Origin of the sequence: Bdellovibrio sp. (assembly GCF_036384735.1) — a bacterium.
Classification (GTDB): domain Bacteria; phylum Bdellovibrionota; class Bdellovibrionia; order Bdellovibrionales; family Bdellovibrionaceae; genus Bdellovibrio.
The window spans coordinates 75,548-92,669 of the sequence record NZ_DASVLT010000043.1 but is presented as its reverse complement, the minus strand read 5'-3'; the positions used below and the strand labels follow the sequence as shown (position 1 = coordinate 92,669).

Genomic DNA, 17,122 nt, shown 5'->3' with positions numbered 1-17,122 from the left:
ATGGCACTTATAAGAACGGCTAATGGGAGATAAAGAAAGCCCGCTATGAAAAGCGGGCTTAATGGTTATGACCAAAGAACGTTGCGCATGGACAGAGATCCCATTTCAAAGCCCTCGTAAGGGTATGAAAGTTGATCCTTTTCATCCGTGGCGCCAAAGGTATAGAGCAGCGGATAGTAATGTTCTGGCGTGGGAGCAGATTTCTCTGCCACAGAACCGAATTTTTGTTCATAATGCGCCAGAGAGTCCGCGTCACGATTTTCAAGGGCTACTTTGATATCAGCGTCGAATTCCTTTGCCCAATCATAAGCTGATTTGGGTTCGCGCCAATTGATCAGTCGCAAGTTATGGACGATGTTACCACTGCCGAGAATCAAAACTCCTTGGTCGCGAAGTGGTTTTAGCAATTTGCCAATTTCCAAATGCTGTCCAGGAGTTTTCGTCACGTCGATACTCAGTTGGTACACAGGGATATCAGCGTGTGGATACATATGTACCAAGACTGACCAAGTTCCGTGATCCAAGCCCCATTTCTCGTTCAATGTTGAGCCGGGCAGAAGTTTCTGTGTGTCACGAGCCAGGCTCATTGGTCCTCGGGCAGGGTATTGCATGTCAAATAATGGTTTTGGAAAACCATAGAAGTCATGAATCGTCGGAGGAGCGGCATTGTAGAGAATTTGTGTTCCCTGTGTCTCCCAATGAGCAGAGACACAAAGAATCGCCTGAGGTCTTGGAAGTTTTGTTCCGAGAGTTGCAAGGGACTCCGTGAAAGCATTCTTATCTAGAGCGTTCATCGGAGACCCGTGCCCCACAAAGAGCACAGGCATGCGAGTCATAAAAATTAACCTTTCTTATCAACAGGCTTGTTAGCTTCAACTTTGATAGACAAAGTCACTTCGTCGCCAACAACAGGGCCTGCTTCAACTGCTTTGCTCCAGTTCAAACCGAAGTCTTTACGGTTGATTTTACCAGAAGCATTGAACACGATTTTGTGATTTCCAAATGGATCGTTCACATCACCCAAGTATTTCACATCAAGAGTCACTTCTTTAGTTTTACCTCTGATTGTCAAATCGCCAACCAGTTTCAAATCATCAGCGCTGCCAACGATCTTTTTAGTGACAAAAGTCATCTTAGGATTTTTTGCTGCGTCAAAGAAGTCTGGGCTTTTCAGGTGAGCATCACGGTCTTTATTGTCAGTATCGACACTGCCAACATCCACATTCAAAGTTGCTTTGGATTTATTCAAAGTAGGATCGATTGTGATAGAGCCGTCGAACTTTGTGAAGCGACCTTCTACTGTTGCGATTACTAAGTGGGGAACTTCAAAGCCGATTTTAGAGTGGGCTGTATCGATAGCGTATGTTCCCGCTGGAATTGTCTTTGCGAAAGACACAGAAGCTAGCAATGTGACGAAGGCTGAGGTCAAAAGTTTAGTCATGGGGTTTTCTCCTTTTATAAGTTTATTGGATGAACTTAGTATCGAGCGAAAGCCGTTGTTGCGGTAGGTGACATATATGAGATATACTGTTGCAACTATGGAACAATTAGACCTCAATCAAATTCGTACCTTTGTGAGAATCGTCCAGGCGGGAAGCTTTACCAAAGCGGCAGAGCTTTTGCGTCAACCAAAGTCCCGCGTCAGTCGCCGCTTGGCAGCCTTAGAGAAGGAGTTGGGAATCCAGCTCATCTATCGCACAACGAGACAGTTTCAGCTCACAGAAAATGGGCGCATTTATTACGAGCGTTGTCGCGGTTTGATTGAAGGTTTGGAAAACCTCACAACAGAAATGAGTGACGCGACCTCGGAAATTTCAGGGGTCATCAAAGTGACGGCCCCTGATGATATGAGTGGCCCCCGCTTTGCCGGTGTTCTAGATGATTTTCGTAAATTGTATCCACGCATTCGTTTCGAGGTTTTGCTGACTCAAGCTTATGTGGATTTGGTGAAAGAATCGATTGATGTGGCATTGCGTATTGGGCGTTTGAAGGACAGCTCTTTACGAGTGAAGAAAGTCTCTGCGGTTAAAAGTATCTTTGTGGCCTCTGCGGGATTTGTTGAGCGCTATAAGGATGCAGAGGACCTGGCACAATTAACGAAGCTGCCATTCCTTGGGTTCATCTCGCAAAATCAAATCAATGTTGTTCGCAGCAGTGATGGAAAAAAGATGAATTTAAAAATGAATGCTATTTTTGGAAGTAATAATCCAACAATGATGCTGTCCATGGCCTTAGCAGGTTGGGGAATCGCATTTATTCCAGAATTTATTTGTAAAGAGCATATTCGTGCAGGGCGCCTGGTGCACTTGCATCGCAATTTGCATAGTGAAGAGGTTCCCATTAGCTTGGTGACTCCTGAACAAAAAGAAGTTCCTTTGAAAATCAAAAAGTTTGTGGAGTTCGCAGCGAAACGTCTGAAAGATCAGTTCGAAGAGGTTTAGAACAACTTAAAGAACAGTTTGTAAATGCCTTCGTATTGTAAGTGGAAGAGCGAGAAGATCGTCATACACCATAATCCAGCAAGCAATCCCATCATGACAAGCTGGGGGAAATTGCTAAGACTGATTTTCGAAGAAGGGCGATTTAGCAGATCATCAATATGACCGCGATCTTGAGCTTCTTTAAAACGTCTTGCCAAGCCTTGAGCCAGAGCAATTCGATGGGACATTTCCATCTTATAGAAGTGCACGCCAACCAATGTCCGTGAGTCCGTGATATTTTCTAAGCGAGTCACGATTCCATAACATGCCATCTGTCTTGTGCCCGGTGGGGTGAATTGGATTTTAATCACCTCACCCAAAAGTGGACACAAATCATCAGGAGCTGTAAAGGCAAGACCTGTCAGCGACACATTTTTGATTTGTGTGCCTTCTTCCCACGGAACTTGTTTGGGACCTGCAACACGGACGAGACTCTCATCCTCGGTATCGAGAATGTATCTAGGAGAGCGACCGTGATAGCGAGCAAGACTTGTCATACGAAACTTTTCGGCAAAAAAGGTCGGGCTCTTGACGCTTGAACGGGTTTTTCCTCGAGAGAAATGAATTTTTCATGTCTCAAATTAAGCCGCGCGTTTGAATTGCTTGCTAGGATCAAAGAATCCTTCGGGGAAATTAAGTCCGCGAGCCTGCATAGTTTTTATGCAGCGAGGAACATAGCCAGCTGGAACAAGCTCGCCTTTGTTGTCCAAAGTAAAGACAGGACCGCGAGTGATCACGTCACCCTCCATGCCCGAGACTTCCATGATTTCCGAGACAATACGCTGTCCATTCGAAAGTCGTTTTACTTGCACAATAAAATTAATTGAATTGGCGATTTGTGTACGAAGTGCCTTTAAAGGTAAATCGAGATTCGCCATATAGAGCAGATTTTCAAGACGAGTCAGACATTCTTGTGGAGAATTTGAATGCACCGTCGTCATCGAACCTTCATGACCTGTGTTCATTGCTTGAAGCATGTCGAAGGTTTCTTCTCTGCGACATTCGCCGACCAAAATACGATCAGGGCGAAGGCGTAAAGAGCTTACAAGACAGTCACGGGTTGAAACCGGATTTGGTCCGTTTTTCACAGCCAAAAGTTGCACCCAGTTTTTATGTTGGATTTTAAGCTCGGTCACATCTTCGATTGTGACAATACGTTCTTCTGACGGAATTTCAAACGTCAAAGCTTGTAGAAAAGAAGTTTTCCCCGAGCCCGTGCCGCCGGAAACTATAATATTCATTTTTGCTTTTACAGCTTGTGATAAAAAGTGCGCGGCTTTGTCATTCAAAGATTTGTTATTCACAAGATCCGTTAGGTTCATACGTTTTGTTTGAAACTTACGAATAGCGATGCACGGATATTTTGGCGTCATTGGTGGCAATACAATGCTGTAGCGACTGCCATCGGGAAGGGTTCCATCGAAAGCAGTCCCCTGTGATTTGTCTTTGCTGTCCGCATGCAATACCGCAAAGATAAAATCCCACAATGCGCGTTCATCGATAAAACGAAGGCCGGTTTCGACAAGCATGCCACGATGTTCAGCGAAAACTTGATCTGGTGAGTTCACCATAATTTCCGTGATTGTCGTATCTGTGATAAGTGCTGCCAAAGGGCCGTAATCCAATTTCATAGCTTTCGTATCGGAAAAAATGTGAAAGCTCTGAAGGATTTCAAGCTAGACTAAAGACTTGGGTTAGAAGTGCTTCCAGCCTTTAAAGCTATTCAAAAGGGTTCTCTGTCCACTTTGTTGAAGATAGAAATCCTTGTGATCCGTAAACTCGCCAACGACGTGCCATCCCGGGAAAAGATGCAAGTCTTGTGGAGCAATGGCCATCAGAAGCTGATAATCTTCGCCGCCCCAAAGGGCCAAATCTAATGGAGTTTTATCAAGATCGATGGCAATTTTTGCGGTCTCTTCATGGATCGGCAGAGCATCTGCATAGACATCAAAACCTAATTCGCCGCGAGATAAAATCAAAGTGTCGTTAATCAATCCATCACTGCAATCCATCAAGGCATGCACTTTGTCGTGATGACTTTGTAAGTGATGAACTAGATCTAAACGAGGTCGTGGTCGTTTGTGGTGATTGCTGCTCTCTGGAAACTTTTCTTCCCAACTGTTTTGCAAAGCGCACAAGCCTGCGTAGGAAAGACCCAAATAGCCGCTAGATAATAACAAGTCGCCAACCCGGGCCCCTGTTCGTGTGAGGGGGATGTCACAAGTGCCATAAGCGCTCAGGTCGCCAACCACAATGCTTGGCGAAGCGCAAAGATCGCCGCCAACAATTTCAACATGAAACTGATCGGCCAAGTTCGTCATGCCCTTGTAAAAATCGTCAAGCCAAGATTCTGTCAGATGTTTTGGAAGAGCTAGTGACACCTGCGCAAATCGAGGTTGTGCTCCCATAGCTGCAAGGTCGCTTAAATTTACTGCGAGAAGTTTGTGGCCGATATCAAACGCGGTCATGTATTCGAGAGAAAAGTGAACTTCTTCCACCATCATGTCTTGAGCAATAACAGAAAGTCCGGGAAAGTTTCTGAAAACAAAACCGTCATCACCCAATGCGACAACTGTATGAGGATTATGACGCTGGACGAGAGATCTTATTCTGTCGATCCGGTTCCATTCTTTGGGAGTGTTCTGCATATTATTGCCTCGAGAAGGGCGTTGCTAAATTCAAGGCTCTATTGTGAAATAGAACATCATGGAGTCAAGGAGGATTCTTGGTTACACCGAAGGCGACGTCGCCGAAACGCACCTCAAAGAAAAAATCAACGCGCAAGCCGACAGTTGTTGAGCATCCCTTGTCATCCGAAAGTCTTTTCACAAGCCGCGAAACGGGCTGGTTGAATTTCAATCGCCGTGTTTTGGCTGAAGCGGAAGATGCACGCAATCCGTTGTTGGAGCGTGTTCGCTTTCTAAGTATTTCGGGTTCGAATCTTGATGAATTTTTCATGAAGCGCGTGGGCGGCTTGAAGCGTCATGTGGCTTATGGCATTTCTCCAAAATCTGCGGACGGGAAAACTCCGTTGATGCAGTTGCAGGAAATTCGTCAATCCGTGATGCCGATGCTTCAGGATCAATCGAACTGTTTTAACAAAAGCTTGAAGCCTGCTTTAGAGAAAGAAAATATTTTCCTCGTTTCATGGAAAGACCTCAGCGAAAAAGAAAAGGAGCAGGTTAAGAAATACTACAATAAAAACGTATTTCCGGTTTTGACTCCGCTGTCGGTGGACCCTGGGCATCCGTTCCCATTTATTTCGAATTTGTCGATTTCTTTGGGTGTGACCTTGAAGTATCCGAACAACGATGAAAAACTTTTCGCTCGGCTGAAGGTTCCGAAAGTTTTGCCTCAGTGGATTCGCGTAGATCCTGAATCCAGTGTGTTTAAATTTGTAAGTCTTCAAGAGGTGATCAAAGAAAACCTGGCGGACCTATTTCCGTCAATGCAGGTTTTAGAGGCGATGTCATTCCGTCTGACTCGCAATGCGGATTCAGATCAAGATCCAGAAGATGCAGAAGACTTGCTTGAGGCCATCGAAGAAGAATTGCGTCAGCGTCGTTTTGCCGAAGTGGTGCGTCTCGAGCACGGGCCCAATCCAGATCCATGGATGTTGAAATTCTTAATGGAAGAGTTAGAACTGACGGAAGAGGATATCTATGAACTTCCGGGCGAACTTGATTATACAGATCTTACTGCCATCGCTGATTTGAATTTGCCGAAATTGAAATTTGAACCTTACACTCCGGTGGTGACGCCGGCTTTGATGGAAGAGGGTGTGGGGCTTTTCAATTCTTTAAAGCTTGCAGACCAAATGGTTCATCATCCATTCGAAAGTTTTTCTGCCTCTGTCGAGAAATTCATTCGCGTCGCCAGTGAAGATCCCAAGGTTCTAGCGATTAAGATGACTTTGTATCGCACGGGCGATAATAGTCCATTCATTCGTTCTTTGATTCGCGCCGCTGAACAAGGAAAGCAAGTTGTTTGCCTGGTTGAGTTGAAAGCGCGCTTTGATGAAGAACGTAATATCTATTGGGCGACAGAACTAGAAAATGCGGGTGTTCACGTCGTATATGGCGTTGTTGGTTTGAAAACTCATGCGAAGACAGCCCTGGTAGTCCGTCAAGAACAAGATGGCCTTCGTTGTTATGCCCATATCGGGACAGGAAATTACAACGTGGCGACGTCTCGGTTCTATACTGATTTGGGATTGTTAACTGCCAGAGAAGAAATCACAGCGGATATCGTTGAATTCTTCCATTTCCTGACAGGGCGTTCTTTGAAGAACAACTATCAGCATCTTTTGATTGCGCCTGTGAATATGTTCTCGAAGTTTAAAGCCATGATTGAGCGTGAAGCCGAGCACGCCAAAGCGGGAAAGCCTGCACAGATCATTGCTAAGTTTAATAACTTTGAAGAAAATGATTTGGCGGTGGCTTTGTACGCGGCTTCACAGAAAGGCACGCAGATTGATATGATCGTGCGCGGCTTCTGTTGTATCCGCCCCGGTGTTCCAGGGATGAGTGAAAACTTGCGCGTGACATCTGTGATTGGCCGATTCCTTGAACATTCCCGTGTATTCTATTTTAGAAACGGGGCCGCAGACCCTATTGATGGAGAATTCTTCATTGGTTCAGCAGATTGGATGTATCGTAATTTGCATGCTCGTGTTGAAGCGATTGTGCCGATTTTAGATCGCACTTTGAAAGAAAAGTTGTGGGAGATCTTGCAACTTTACCTTAAAGAGCAGCGTCAGGCTTGGAAAATGACCTCGGATGGTTCTTATTCGAAAAAACCGTCTGAAGATATCGGAATCCATCAAACATTGATGCAAACTGCGAAGAGTCGCGCTAAAGTGACTGAAGAAACTGAAACACATTTGGAATAGCACAGGATAGATTTTCGTGGAGTTGATTATCATTCGTCATGCAGTCGCAGAAGAACGCGAAGATTTCGCCAAGAAGGGGCAAGAGGACCAATTGCGTCCTTTGACCCTCAAGGGACGAAAGAAAATGCAAAAGGTTGCGGTGCGCTTGCGTGATTATGTGAAAAACTTCGACGTCATCGTTTCAAGCCCTTTCACCCGTGCACGGCAAACCGCCGAGATTGTCTCGCAGATTTATTTCGAAACAAAAGTGATCGAGATTCCTGAATTGGTTCCGCAAAGTCCACCACAAGCATTGCTGAAGTGGATTCGTACTCAAGGTCGCAACTACAAGCGCATTGCCATTGTGGGACATGAGCCGCATTTAAGCACTTTTGCGAGCTATCTTTTAACGGGAAAGGCAGAAAGCTTCATCGATTTAAAGAAAAGTGGCATAATCGCTCTTGAAGTCGAGTCTTTTGCACAGGCTGAAGTCGGTGCTGCTCAATTGCTGTACTCGATTCCTCCGAAATTTTTAGCTGAATAATTTTTTTAAAACATTGACCAGATCAAACCATCGCGAAGGCCCACCGCAGGGATGACTAGTTTTTCAGTCTCAGCCTGGCGCATAATGGTTTGAACGAGCATGGATGCGGGGACGATCACGTCAGCCCGGTCGGGACGAAGACCCAAATGTTCAATACGATCGCGAATTGAAAGGCTGCGCAGTTTGTCGATGATACTGGTGAGTTCAGTCAAAGTGACAAAGGTATTCGGTGTGCGTTTCAGGAGTTGTACTTTCAGTTGACCGATGCATTCTAAGTTTCCGCCGGTTCCGATAGCGAAATCCACAGGTTCATTGTCGGTGTTTTTATATATATGTTCACCCAAATCACTTAAGAACTCGCCCATGATAATATTCAAATGGCTTTCGTTCATTTTACGCTTTGCCAGATTTTCCAAGATGCGAACCGTACCCATAGGAAAAGATTTCGTTGCGAGCAGCTTAGAGCCTTTCGAGAAAGTCACCTCGACACTGCCGCCGCCGATATCGATAAGCATTGTTTTTTTGCTGTCGAGATCCACCTCTTTACGAACCGCTAAGTGAATCAAACGTCCTTCTTCAGTTCCGTCGATGATGTCGATGTCGATGCCTGATGCTTTGCGAATTTCATTTACAAAGTCATTACGGTTCTTGGCTTCGCGACACGCGCTGGTGGCAACAGCTCGGCATTTTTGCACTTGCAGTTTTCGATTGGTCTCGGCGAAACGGCGGAAGGTGGCTTTGGCAACCTCCATGACTTCCGGTCCGATAGAGCCTGACATGAAAACGTCGTGGCCAAGACGAACAGGGGCACGGAATTTTTTCTCGACGTGAAGAAGAGGAGCTTGATCTGAAATATCAGCAACCATCATGCGAATGGCATTTGATCCAATGTCGATGGCAGATACTCGGCGTGACACGCAACACTCTCCTTTGGCAATAGTATATAAAAATGCGAGCATCAGAGACATGAAAAAATTGATTTTGCCGTCTTTATTTGCGCTTTTTGTGGGGGCTCAGGCTTTTGCATTGACTGATATCGAGATCACTGGCGAGGCCGACATCAACGCGAGTCTTTATAACCTACCTACCTCCAACCAAGGTGACAGTGTCTTTAGCATTCCATCGCTCTTGGTTAACTTTAATGTGCCTTTGAAAGAGGGGAATCTTCTTTTTGTCTCTTTTGAGGGCGCGGAACGTCGTGATGAAAACTCGAAACCTTTTACTGTTCAAACACGTGAAGCTTATTTGGATTTGGTGAGCATCTTTCAGGGGCTGCATGGGTTTCGTCTCGGTTTGATTCCCAGCTCATGGCAACAAGCTCAGTATGAGGACTGGGATTATCGTTTTTTGGGGCCGACGGGCTGGGTGATCACGGAAAAGTGGAAGTATGTTTACTATTCAGATTTGGGTGCTTCATTTATGTCAGAGCTTCCCTGGGACCTGGGCGAATGGGCTCTTGCGGCCGTCAATGGACAAGGTCGTGACTCAGAAAATCCCACACCCCATAAGGATTGGTCTCTGTTTATGCGTTTCACCAGATGGAACCCTCTGACGTTCTCTTTGGGCTACAGCCGTGGCAGTTATGATCAGTATGAAAGCGATACGAATTTGCGCGAACGGATTCAGGCCTCTGTTTTATGGAGCACCGAAGATGAGCACTGGCGTCTAGGAGCTGAACTTTTAGACACCCATGATCCGGCGGATGCCATCACTGCATTAAAAATGGCAGATGGCGTGAATGTTGAAGATTTCACCGGAAGCTCAATTCATGGGCAGGGCGGCAGTGTTTACGCTATCGTGAGCACGGGCCCCCAGGCCGAGTGGATGCTGCGTTGGGATTATCTCAATGCGGCTGTTGGGCGCAGCGGGAAAGAAATGAATACACTTTTATCTGCTTTGACCTACGATATTACCGAAGACGTGAAGACCGCGTTTGAGGTAGAGTATTCTCGATACGCCTCCGATTACGGTCTGGGCGTGCGAGACACAGCCAAAGTTGAAATAGCGGCTCAGGTTTTGTTTTAAAATGTTAGGATTCTGTTAGAATGGAAAGAGATGCCGTGTTAATCGGTGTCAATACCACACAAAACATATAAACGATTGCACGGGGGAAATGGATGGAAAGAGCCATCGATACTCAACTTGAAGACCTTAAGAAAATGATTCTTCTGATGGGTGGTCATGTTGAAAAATCACTTTCAAAAGTTACGGCGGCTATTCTTTCCCGAGATGTTAGTTTGTTCGATGAAGTTCATGCGATTGAAAAACGTATCAACGAAGACCACATCCGAGTCGATAACGTCTGCATGAACATTTTGGCAAAGCAAGGTCCTGTAGCCAATGACCTGCGCTTGATCATCTCTGTTCTTAAGATCAACAACGATCTTGAAAGAATGGGCGATCAGACTGTGAATATCTCCTACTCTGGCAAAGACTACTTGGGTCGTAAACCGATTCAAGCCCAATTGAGCGATGTGCAAAGAATGTCGGAAATTGCGGGTCATATGGTGAAGGGTTCTTTGGATTGTTTCGTTCGCGGTGACGTGGAAGAAGCAAAACAAATTCTTCTGATGGATGACGAGTTGGACTCTTTGAAGAACAAGGTTCTTCAAGATGCCATGATCCACATGAAATCCAATCCGGATGATGTGGAAGCGGGACTTGATTTGATTTTGATAGCAAGAAATTTAGAGCGTCTCGGCGACCACGCTACAAATATCGCCGAAGACGTGATCTTCGCCTTTACAGGCAAGGACGTGCGACATGGTGGAAAGTTTGGCTGATAACTCTGTAAATGTGCTAGTCGTAGAAGATGAACAAGAAATCAGAGAGCTGATGGCTCTCCATCTTCTAAGACAAGGTTTCCGCGTCACTGAATGCAGTTCCGCAGAAGAGGCACTGAGTGAGCTAAACAAAAACAACTACCAAGTTTTCGTTCTGGATTGGATGCTGCCTGGTCTAAGCGGTGTCGAAATCGTCGATAAAATTAAAGCAAAAAATAAAAGTGCCGGGATCTTGATGGTCACGGCAAAGACCGAGCCTCACGATATCGTGATGGGGCTTGAAAAAGGCGCCGATGATTATCTGACAAAGCCGTTCAACCCCAGTGTTTTCGTAGCCCGCGTAAAAGCTCTTGTTCGCCGTTCACAAAATCAAGATGATGTGGCGCCAAGAAACGAAGACGAAGTTGCAATTTCTGGTCTTCGCGTAAACTTCAAATCATACGAAGTGTCTTATAATAACGATCCTTTGCATTTGACTCCTTCCGAGTTCAAGCTTTTGGGAGCTTTGGTGCAAAACCGTGGTGTGGTCTTAACCCGCGAACAATTGATCGAAAACATCCAAGGTGAGGGCATTAATGTCGTTGGACGCACCATCGACACCCACGTTTTCGGTTTACGCAAGAAGTTAGGTGAGTGGGGAGACCGTATTGAGACTATCCGTGGTGTGGGTTATAGGGTTAAGATAGACTCCGTATGAGTCGATTTGTCAGATTCCCTTGGCGTTTATTTTGGAAGTCCTTTCTTTATCAGGTCATAGCCTTCAATCTTTTGCATTTGGCTTCTTTGACTTTGATCGACAGTCTTTATCACGTCAGAGCCTTCGTATATAACGAAGCCCTCGTTTACTTCTTCTTCATGAGCCTTTTGGTAGCGCTGTTCACAGCCTACCGATTCGCAAGACCGATTCATAAAGTCATTCTTAAAACTTTACGTATTTCCAACAAGCGCGCTTACGGTGAACTTGTGGATTCTCGTGAAGAAGACCTGCTTGAAGACGAAGACACCGATTTGTCAGAGCTTGAAATTGTCTTGAATAAAATCCACAAAAAAATGAAACGGCGTAAGGCCCAGTACCTGCAAGCGCAAGAAGAATCTCAAGCCTTCATGAGCGCGGTTGCCGAAGGACTTGTCAGCGTAAGTCTTGATGAAAAAATTCTTTATTCGAATTCGCAATTCGCGGCTCAATTTTTAACAGGTCCGCAGTTAAGCCAAGAAAATTTGCGTTTGAAAGATGCCATTCGTTCTTCTGATGTCCTTGAAGGTTTTGAAAAAACCATTCGTGAGGGCAAGGGCAATCGCTTCACGGTGAAGCTTGCGACTTTGATCGACAATCAACCCCGTTACTTCGCAGTTTCTGTGAATCCGATCCGCAACGAAAAAACGAAAGTCATGTACGGCGTTGTCGGCATCTTCCATGATATCACCGAACTAAAAAAGGCCGAGCAGATTCGTATCGATTTCGTTGGCAATGCGTCCCACGAATTGCGAACGCCACTGACCTCGATCAAAGGTTATGTTGACACTTTGAAAGAGGATGTAAAGACGGGACAGATTCAACAAGCCGGTCGCTTCCTTGATATCGTTTCAAGAAACGTGGATCGTTTGATGGATCTTGTAAACGATCTTCTAAGTATCAGCACTTTGGAATCTTCAACGAATTCAGAATTAAAATTGGAATTGATTCATCCGCTGCAGATTTCAGAACACGTTGTCGCTGAATTGGCGATGTTGGCTGCGGAAAAAAATATCAGTATCCGCGTGATTGGTGAAGTTCCTCCGTTCATGGCGGATTCACGCAAGGTCGAGCAAGTTTTGCGCAATCTTGTTTCCAATGCTGTGAAATACATTCCTTCAGGAAAAAGTGTTCAAGTGCGTTGGGAAAAAGACGCTCGCAATAATGTGATTTTGCGAGTGATCGATGACGGTTTGGGGATTCCACCGGAACACCTGGATCGCTTGTTTGAAAGATTCTATCGCATTGACAAGGGCCGCAGCCGTGATGTCGGTGGCACGGGTTTGGGCCTTGCCATTGTAAAGCACATCATGCAAAGCCATGGTGGAAGTGTGTCAGTGAAGAGTGCTGAAAATCAAGGTGCTGAGTTCACTTGTACGTTTCCGATACGCTCTGTCTAGGGGCAGGATCTAGCGGATGTTAAGCAGATCTGTCCTAAGCCTTTTTTGTTTTCTTCCTTGTGTTCTGGTTTGGACCGGAATTGTTTTATATTCTGAAAACAGTCTTTATCGTCACCCGGAATGGATCGTTGAAAAAAGAATGTTAGGTGTTTTTGTCGTCGGGTCGGATGAGTATTTAATCTCGCGCTCGTCGTTGGCTCAAAATCAACTGCACCTTGGAAAGTGGTGGGGCTTTCACAGTCTTACCTACAAACCTCTATTAACGCCCAAGAAGATAGCTATCCATGCGACCTTAGATCCAAATTCCTACCTATATGTGTTGTTCGGAGATTCTAAGAATCGAAGCGGTCTTCGTATCAGTGCCAAGGCGGACAAGCCCACAGCTTTTGTGAAAACCTCATCGCAAGGCGAGATTTTTGAAGAGAAAATTTTAGATCAAAAAATCAAGGAAGGTCGTCACGAAATTCAACTTGAATGGACAACGGAGCTGACCAAAATTTCCATTGATCAAGTCGTTATTGATGAAGTCCCGGGTTTTCCAGAAAAAGGTCAGCTGAATCTTCGCGGGGGCCGCGAAGATGTTCGGGTGAATCGAGTGCTCATCGAAGAACGTGACGGCGGTGTTCGTGATATTAGCTTTGGAAATTCTGAAAATAGAATTCAGATTTTCTGTGAGATCGCGGTGTTGTTTTTACTTATTGGTCTTTTATTTTTCTTTAGAAGAGACAAGAAGGCGGCACTTTTTGCTTATATCACTGTCCTGTTAACCGTGACGGTGATGGGAGTCGGCTATTATCTATTCGATTTTTTTGTCTGGTCTTCGATTCAGCAAAGTCACATGACTCGAGCACTTCATCAGCAAGCGGGCCTTGAACCAAATGTTTTTGAAATCGCTCGCTACAATTTCTTTCAAGGCCTTTCAGGTTTAGCGGGTGTTCATCCCGTCACTCATGAGGGGGTCGTGGCGATGGGATATCCGGGCCGCCGATATGGGGAAGGACCTTTCTATTGCGACTCTTCTGATTGCACAGCTTTAAGCCCTGACCAAAACAACACTGTCGTACACAGCTCTAAAAGAGGACTGCGCACCTTGTTCATTGGAACGTCACAGACTGTGGGGGCTGGGGCAGAGAATATTCATCAGACCTTCTTCGCGCTGATTCATCAATATTTGCAAAGTCATTTGAAGACACCCGTGGAATCTATGAATATGGCCATTTCTGGCTCTCATGCAAAAGAGCTGATTCAGAAATATCATGATGTGTATCAGCCATTTGCTGCTGATATTGTCATCATTGATTTGGCCTTCAATGATCAGTCTGCGCAAATGGAAGAACAACTGCCACCGTTCATCACCGAACTTCTTCATGACGGAAAGAAAGTGATCTTGATTCAAGAGGCGACAACTAATGAAGAGCCTCTTGATAATAGCCCCGATAGAAAAACCTTGGCGCAGATTGGATTAAAACTGCAAGTGCCTGTTCTTACTTTGCATGATTATTTGAATGATCCAAAAATAGCGCAAAAGGGAATGATCTGGTGGGATATTGTGCATATGACTCCTTTTGGTCAAAAGCTTGCCGCCGAGTGGTTGGCTCCACAAATTCTAGAAGTGATTCAGAGAAAATAAAGAGCTCGGCAGCATTTTTATTTCTTAATCGGAAATTCACTGAAAATTTACATCGGATCTAAAGCCTTGAATGTAAAAACTTATTTTTGTTTGTTCAAAATGGGACATTCAAGAATCCTTTTTCGTGACCCGAAAGATCCTGAACGATCCGATGGGAGGAGACGTGAAGGAATGTTTCAAAGCTCTGGTGATTCTGTCATTTGTTTCTTTGGGGGCATGTGCCACGCTTGTAAAGTCCGAAAAGATTCCCGTGCATTTTGTTGGTGGATTGAAAAATGGCGATACGCAAATCAATTTGCCTGACGGTCAATTCACATTAAAGAATGGTCAGACAACAGTGCTGGTTTCCCGCTCTAAAACGGACATTCCCGTCACTGTAACATGCAATCAGGAAACTCGCGATGGAGTGATAGAGACGAAATATGATGCCGTCGCTGGAATTTTAGGAAATGTTGTTTTCGGAGGTCTGATTGGAATGGGCATCGATGCCTACAACGACAAAACTTACGATCCACCAGATACATTTAATCTCAGTCCTTTGTGTGCGCATCCTGAAAATTCATTGGTGGATAATAAGGATTCGGTGGCCACAGGAAGAAATCCAAGTTCTACACAATTGAGACCGCAGCCGTTTTAACGGTTGCGTAGCAGTCGACTCAATAAAAAACCCACAGTCTTCCAACTGTGGGTTTTTTATTTCTAAAATTTTCGAAAAAAATTAGAAGTGAGTGATCGCGAAAGTTGCAGAGCAACCGCCAGTTACCCAAACGCGATCCGCGTAAACGCCGAATGTTTGATTTTGAATACAAGCGTTGTATGAGAACACTTGATACAAATCTACACGTGCAACACGATAGCTTGGGAAGAAGCACTCTTGATATTGATAGTTGTATGAATCACAACGAACATACTCTACAGCAGGGCCTGGGTAGCCTGGGCCAGGAACTGGTGCTGGTGGGTATGGGCGAGGTGCAGGGCCTGGATATGGGTGTGGGTGTGGGTAAGGACCAGGGTAACCTGGGCCGCCGTGACCGGGACCGTGTCCTGGGCCGGGACCTGGATAAGGCGCAGGGCGTGGACCTGGAGCTGGATATGGACGCGGACCTGGAACTCCCGGTCTGATCCATTCATTGTCGGAATTTTGGTTTGAGTAAGAGATGCTTTCGTCTTGTTGAGCATCGATAACATCCGCATGTGCTACCTGTGCAAACGCAACAAGTGCAAACATGGCGATCAATAGATTCTTCATGTGGTTCTCCCTTTTAGTGTCATTTTGATTCTAAACTTTATTCATTCGCATGAACTGCAGAAATCATACCCGTGACTTTGGGGTCATATTGACTTAGTTTTTCTCTATGAATACGACGCACCCTTTCTATTTACACTTCGAAAAAATTTACGGAGCAAGATGGCCCCGTCTCTTTGAAGCTCTGCAGCACAAAGAGCAGCAGGTTGCTCGTAAAAATATACTCAGTGCGTCGGATGATTCTTCAAAGAATTGGTCTTCATTTGAAGTAAAGCCGGAGCTTCCAAACTGTTATTGGCTTCCTGAATCCGGAAGTGTGCAACCCGAAAGAAATGCGGATGAATTGTTAGATGTCTATGTCATGGACCCAGCCAGTGTCATGGTGGCCCGTGCTTTGGACGTTCAAGAGGGTGATCGAGTCTTAGACATGTGCGCGGCGCCGGGTGGAAAAAGTCTTGTAATGATTGAAGCTTTAAAAAACGACGGGGAGATCTTCTGCAACGATCTTTCTCCCGAGCGTCGTGAGCGTTTAAAGAAAGTCATTCAGCAATATGTTCCGCGCGACATTCGTGATCGCGTATGGGTGACGGGCAAAGATGGTGTGCAATTTGGTTTGAAAGAAGCGGAAAGTTTCGATCGCATTCTTTTGGATGCTCCATGTTCTGGGGAACGGCACATTTTAGAGAATCCAACGGCACAATCTGAATGGAGTCCTCGTCGCACGGAACACCTAGCAACAAGACAATACTCACTTTTAGCGGCGGCATTGCTTGCCGTAAAATCGGGGGGGCGCATTGTTTACTCAACCTGTTCCATCAGCCCTGAGGAAAACGACGAAGTGATTCGCAAACTTTTGAAAAAGAAAAAAACTGTAGTGAAATTGGTTGAAGCATCACCGGGTATTGGTGGAGAGCGCACGGAATTTGGTGTTGCGTACCTTCCAGACCGCTGCGGCTTTGGTCCTTTGTACTTTGCTGTGATTGAAAAAACGTAATCTGCTAAATTCGTAGATATCAAAACTGAAATTAACGTTGGTGATTTTTTTCGTCTATCCTCGAGACATCGAGGGGGATGATATGAGATCAGCTTTTGCGATTGCAGTGTTCTTGCTAGCGACAACTTTGGTTATTGTCGCTCAGTCTTAATCGGCAACTCTCAGTTGTCGTTTTTTTGACGGTAGGCGTGGCGGCGGTACTCTTCAAGAGTCAAAAAGCCATAAGTCTTCTTGCGATAAATTTCGATCACTTCCGCTTCAACATCGGCCATAACTTCCTCATGGAACTCCATGGGAATGTTGCCTCGGCTCATCAGTTGAAGAACATAAATATTCACGATTTTACGAACAAACTCTGTCGTCGTCTCGCGAGTGTTTGTGGCCTCTTTAAGTTGCGTGTCGATTAATTTAAACAAGTTATCTTTGTGCATACCTCAGTTTT

18 protein-coding genes are annotated in these 17,122 nt (G+C 45.3%); 10 read left to right on the top strand and 8 right to left on the bottom strand.

Annotated features, from left to right (window positions below):
* Nucleotides 1–65: 65 nt before the first annotated feature.
* Together ygiD and VF412_RS12335 are read right to left on the bottom strand one after the other, a co-directional pair.
* On the bottom strand, nt 66–836 hold the full coding sequence (gene ygiD / locus VF412_RS12340) for a 4,5-DOPA dioxygenase extradiol (protein WP_331339554.1): 771 nt from the start codon (nt 834–836) through the stop codon (nt 66–68).
* Between the two features lie 5 nt (nt 837–841).
* Nucleotides 842–1,441 (bottom strand): YceI family protein, encoded by a 600-nt coding sequence (locus VF412_RS12335; protein ID WP_331339553.1) that lies wholly within the window; start codon nt 1,439–1,441, stop codon nt 842–844.
* Nucleotides 1,442–1,517: 76 nt separating this feature from the next.
* Between VF412_RS12335 and VF412_RS12330 the strand changes: the two genes are divergently transcribed.
* Nucleotides 1,518–2,441: a LysR family transcriptional regulator gene (locus VF412_RS12330; protein ID WP_331339552.1), complete on the top strand. Its 924-nt coding sequence runs from the start codon at nt 1,518–1,520 to the stop codon at nt 2,439–2,441.
* Here VF412_RS12330 and VF412_RS12325 read toward each other — a convergent pair.
* From VF412_RS12325 to thiL, 3 genes are all read right to left on the bottom strand, one after another.
* Entirely contained in the window at nt 2,438–2,977 is a 540-nt protein-coding gene (locus tag VF412_RS12325) for a PilZ domain-containing protein (protein ID WP_331339551.1), read from the bottom strand. The two genes, VF412_RS12330 and VF412_RS12325, sit on opposite strands and share 4 nt — an antisense overlap.
* Nucleotides 2,978–3,061: 84 nt before the next feature.
* Nucleotides 3,062–4,111 (bottom strand): CpaF family protein, encoded by a 1,050-nt coding sequence (locus tag VF412_RS12320; RefSeq protein ID WP_331339550.1) that lies wholly within the window; start codon nt 4,109–4,111, stop codon nt 3,062–3,064.
* Nucleotides 4,112–4,174: 63 nt separating this feature from the next.
* Nucleotides 4,175–5,128: a thiamine-phosphate kinase gene (gene thiL / locus VF412_RS12315; RefSeq protein ID WP_331339549.1), complete on the bottom strand. Its 954-nt coding sequence runs from the start codon at nt 5,126–5,128 to the stop codon at nt 4,175–4,177.
* Between the two features lie 77 nt (nt 5,129–5,205).
* Here thiL and ppk1 point away from each other — a divergent pair, with 77 nt between their 5' ends.
* Together ppk1 and sixA are read left to right on the top strand one after the other, a co-directional pair.
* Nucleotides 5,206–7,371: a polyphosphate kinase 1 gene (gene ppk1 / locus VF412_RS12310; protein ID WP_331339548.1), complete on the top strand. Its 2,166-nt coding sequence runs from the start codon at nt 5,206–5,208 to the stop codon at nt 7,369–7,371.
* 16 nt (nt 7,372–7,387) lie between these two features.
* Nucleotides 7,388–7,894 carry a phosphohistidine phosphatase SixA gene (gene sixA / locus VF412_RS12305; protein ID WP_331339547.1) on the top strand — a complete coding sequence of 169 codons (507 nt, stop codon included), beginning with the start codon at nt 7,388–7,390 and terminating at the stop codon, nt 7,892–7,894.
* A 5-nt stretch (nt 7,895–7,899) separates the two neighbouring features.
* On the opposite strand, the gene VF412_RS12300 is transcribed toward sixA, so the two are convergent.
* Nucleotides 7,900–8,811 (bottom strand): hypothetical protein, encoded by a 912-nt coding sequence (locus tag VF412_RS12300; protein ID WP_331339546.1) that lies wholly within the window; start codon nt 8,809–8,811, stop codon nt 7,900–7,902.
* Between the two features lie 49 nt (nt 8,812–8,860).
* Here VF412_RS12300 and VF412_RS12295 point away from each other — a divergent pair, with 49 nt between their 5' ends.
* The 6 genes from VF412_RS12295 to VF412_RS12270 all read left to right on the top strand — a co-directional run bounded on the left by VF412_RS12295 (nt 8,861) and on the right by VF412_RS12270 (nt 15,077).
* Nucleotides 8,861–9,919 carry a hypothetical protein gene (locus tag VF412_RS12295; protein ID WP_331339545.1) on the top strand — a complete coding sequence of 353 codons (1,059 nt, stop codon included), beginning with the start codon at nt 8,861–8,863 and terminating at the stop codon, nt 9,917–9,919.
* Nucleotides 9,920–10,011: 92 nt separating this feature from the next.
* Nucleotides 10,012–10,677, top strand: coding sequence for a phosphate signaling complex protein PhoU (gene phoU / locus VF412_RS12290; RefSeq protein ID WP_331339544.1), 666 nt, complete (start codon nt 10,012–10,014; stop codon nt 10,675–10,677).
* Nucleotides 10,658–11,374, top strand: a complete 717-nt coding sequence (locus tag VF412_RS12285; RefSeq protein WP_331339543.1) for a response regulator transcription factor — start codon at nt 10,658–10,660, stop codon at nt 11,372–11,374. The genes phoU and VF412_RS12285 overlap by 20 nt, the downstream gene beginning before the upstream one ends.
* Nucleotides 11,371–12,810 (top strand): sensor histidine kinase, encoded by a 1,440-nt coding sequence (locus tag VF412_RS12280; RefSeq protein WP_331339542.1) that lies wholly within the window; start codon nt 11,371–11,373, stop codon nt 12,808–12,810. The genes VF412_RS12285 and VF412_RS12280 overlap by 4 nt, the downstream gene beginning before the upstream one ends.
* A gap of 16 nt (nt 12,811–12,826) precedes the next feature.
* On the top strand, nt 12,827–14,440 hold the full coding sequence (locus VF412_RS12275) for an SGNH/GDSL hydrolase family protein (protein WP_331339541.1): 1,614 nt from the start codon (nt 12,827–12,829) through the stop codon (nt 14,438–14,440).
* Nucleotides 14,441–14,603: 163 nt separating this feature from the next.
* Complete coding sequence (locus tag VF412_RS12270; protein WP_331339540.1) at nt 14,604–15,077, top strand: hypothetical protein; 474 nt, start codon at nt 14,604–14,606, stop codon at nt 15,075–15,077.
* Nucleotides 15,078–15,158: 81 nt separating this feature from the next.
* Here the strand turns inward: VF412_RS12270 and VF412_RS12265 are convergent, their stop codons facing one another.
* A complete protein-coding gene (locus tag VF412_RS12265) occupies nt 15,159–15,689 on the bottom strand; it encodes a DUF3011 domain-containing protein (protein WP_331339539.1) in 531 nt (176 codons plus the stop codon).
* A 106-nt stretch (nt 15,690–15,795) separates the two neighbouring features.
* On the opposite strand from VF412_RS12265, the gene VF412_RS12260 reads away from it, so the two are divergent.
* On the top strand, nt 15,796–16,680 hold the full coding sequence (locus VF412_RS12260) for an RsmB/NOP family class I SAM-dependent RNA methyltransferase (protein WP_331339538.1): 885 nt from the start codon (nt 15,796–15,798) through the stop codon (nt 16,678–16,680).
* Between the two features lie 161 nt (nt 16,681–16,841).
* On the opposite strand, the gene VF412_RS12255 is transcribed toward VF412_RS12260, so the two are convergent.
* On the bottom strand, nt 16,842–17,111 hold the full coding sequence (locus tag VF412_RS12255) for a DNA-dependent DNA polymerase (protein ID WP_331339537.1): 270 nt from the start codon (nt 17,109–17,111) through the stop codon (nt 16,842–16,844).
* Between the last annotated feature and the right edge of the window lie 11 nt (nt 17,112–17,122).

Coding starts and splice junctions, on each gene's coding strand:
- VF412_RS12265 (WP_331339539.1), bottom strand. CDS start 15,689: ATGAAGAATCTATTGATCGCCATGTTTGCACTTGTTGCGTTTGCACAG.
- VF412_RS12330 (WP_331339552.1), top strand. CDS start 1,518: ATGAGATATACTGTTGCAACTATGGAACAATTAGACCTCAATCAAATT.
- VF412_RS12320 (WP_331339550.1), bottom strand. CDS start 4,111: ATGAAATTGGATTACGGCCCTTTGGCAGCACTTATCACAGATACGACA.
- phoU (WP_331339544.1), top strand. CDS start 10,012: ATGGAAAGAGCCATCGATACTCAACTTGAAGACCTTAAGAAAATGATT.
- VF412_RS12260 (WP_331339538.1), top strand. CDS start 15,796: ATGAATACGACGCACCCTTTCTATTTACACTTCGAAAAAATTTACGGA.
- VF412_RS12285 (WP_331339543.1), top strand. CDS start 10,658: ATGGTGGAAAGTTTGGCTGATAACTCTGTAAATGTGCTAGTCGTAGAA.
- VF412_RS12275 (WP_331339541.1), top strand. CDS start 12,827: ATGTTAAGCAGATCTGTCCTAAGCCTTTTTTGTTTTCTTCCTTGTGTT.
- VF412_RS12325 (WP_331339551.1), bottom strand. CDS start 2,977: ATGACAAGTCTTGCTCGCTATCACGGTCGCTCTCCTAGATACATTCTC.
- thiL (WP_331339549.1), bottom strand. CDS start 5,128: ATGCAGAACACTCCCAAAGAATGGAACCGGATCGACAGAATAAGATCT.
- VF412_RS12295 (WP_331339545.1), top strand. CDS start 8,861: ATGAAAAAATTGATTTTGCCGTCTTTATTTGCGCTTTTTGTGGGGGCT.
- VF412_RS12255 (WP_331339537.1), bottom strand. CDS start 17,111: ATGCACAAAGATAACTTGTTTAAATTAATCGACACGCAACTTAAAGAG.
- VF412_RS12280 (WP_331339542.1), top strand. CDS start 11,371: ATGAGTCGATTTGTCAGATTCCCTTGGCGTTTATTTTGGAAGTCCTTT.
- ygiD (WP_331339554.1), bottom strand. CDS start 836: ATGACTCGCATGCCTGTGCTCTTTGTGGGGCACGGGTCTCCGATGAAC.
- VF412_RS12335 (WP_331339553.1), bottom strand. CDS start 1,441: ATGACTAAACTTTTGACCTCAGCCTTCGTCACATTGCTAGCTTCTGTG.